The organism is Streptococcus oralis, from assembly GCF_001075675.1.
Taxonomy (GTDB): domain Bacteria; phylum Bacillota; class Bacilli; order Lactobacillales; family Streptococcaceae; genus Streptococcus; species Streptococcus oralis_V.
Genome location: NZ_JUNW01000024.1, coordinates 1 through 1,701, shown reverse-complemented (window position 1 = coordinate 1,701; position 1,701 = coordinate 1). Strand labels below are relative to the sequence as shown.

Here is a 1,701-nt window from a genome sequence, read left to right as displayed (position 1 = left end):
TTGTTTTTACTTTTTTGTGCGTCAACCTAAAAATATTTTTGATGAAATTTACCAAGAGACAGCAAAAAATTATTTGGGCCATTATAACTTCAAAGACTTAAAAAATGTGACAGTAAAAAATCGAAAGCTTTATGATTCGAATATGAATGAAACGGATAAGTATGAATCAATAATAACATACGATGATTCTTCTCTTGGAAGCGATGTGAAGAATTTAGAACTACGGTTTAATTTTGATGGTAGTAGTAAAGGGGTAAATATTTGGTTTGAAAGATATGCTAACTCAGGAGAAAAAATTAACTTTGTTATTCATTACGAATTTAAGAAAAAAGTATTAGTTAAAAAAATTCTGATTTATGAAAATAGATCGGAAACTTATATCGAAGACGAGGCCCAAGTGAAATCCTATCTAGAGCAGTACGGTATCACTGCCAAGGATTTGGATTTTTATTACGATGAAATCGTTAACCAGAAAGTCTTGAAAGACTGGTGTTCCATCTATGACAGTAAGTATTCACCAAGCAACTATGGCGATGTCAAGATTGAAACCCAGTGGGAGAATTGGTGATAGGCCACGCAGACTTTACCCACCAGTCCATCACTATGGCTACTCATCTAAATCCTGGCAGCTTTCAGTTATCCGACGTCTATGGTGGTAGAGAGAATGTCAGAGATCTTTCTGGATGGGAGGGAGACACGACTAAAAATGCTACGGATATGAAACCAAGCATTGGCGAGGATGATTACAAGGCAGATTTGGACTCGGTCAATCTTATCGGCCGTATGCAACAGGGGCAATCCTATGCCCAAGCCACATCTTCCTATTATGCTGACCTTCAAAAGGATTCGACTCTTAGAGAAAGAGAATTCTTAAAAAATAAAGATTGGAAAGAAGTTAGAAGAGTACTATTTATGCTAGTATCCTTCCATTAGAGGTTATGGAAAAAGGGGAAGATGCCATTAAAGCATATATCGAAAGTAACTATCCAGGTGTATCTAAGTTTTTAAACCGCTTGGAAGCCGTGGCGGATTAGGAGGAAGTCTATGAAGAAAATACTAGGTGTTTTAACAATAGTTGTATTACTTGTATCAGTTTCTCTTTACTTCTTTATGCATCAACCTAAAAATATTTTTGATGAGATTTACCAAGAAACTGAGAAAACCTATCGGTCAAATAATATTTTAAGAAATATAGAAGGTTTTGAAATCGATGATGTCTGGCCGAGTGATGGAGATTATTTTAAATATAGCCCTTTAGGAAAGTATAAGACTCTTCCAGAGGATTATCTTGAACTGAGAGTTGGATTTAATTTTGAGAAAGCGTATAGTAAACTGTTTGTTTCATTTGAGAGAAAAATAGCTGATGGTACGAAGCTATGGATGGTCAACAAATATAATCCAAATACTAAAACAATCACAAAGTCAATTCAGATTGTAATATCAGGAAATGAGGATAGTTATATCGAAGACGAGGCCCAAGTAAAATCCTATCTAGAGCAGTATGGTATCACTGCCAAGGATTTGGATTCTTACTACGACGAAATCGTCAACCAGAAAGTCCTGAAAGATTGGTGCTCGATTTATGACAGTAAATACTCGCCAAGCAACTATGGTGATGTCAAGATTGAAACCCAGTGGGAGAATTGGTGACAATATGAAGAAAATCCTAGGCCTAGTAGCTTTATTCGTGATAATCGTATC

The 1,701-nt window shown here is 35.8% G+C and carries 2 protein-coding genes and 1 pseudogene; all 3 read left to right on the top strand.

The genetic code is table 11. The features are described 5' to 3' along the window. The coding region (locus tag ADM50_RS03435; RefSeq protein WP_049484537.1) for a TipC family immunity protein at positions 1 to 568 on the top strand (568 nt) is incomplete at its 5' end. A 2-nt stretch (positions 569 to 570) separates the two neighbouring features. After that, positions 571 to 1,034, top strand: a pseudogene (locus ADM50_RS03430) (T7SS effector LXG polymorphic toxin); the annotation flags it as partial. 10 nt (positions 1,035 to 1,044) lie between these two features. Beyond that, on the top strand, positions 1,045 to 1,650 hold the full coding sequence (locus ADM50_RS03425; protein WP_049484536.1) for a TipC family immunity protein: 606 nt from the start codon (positions 1,045 to 1,047) through the stop codon (positions 1,648 to 1,650). Positions 1,651 to 1,701 lie beyond the last annotated feature (51 nt).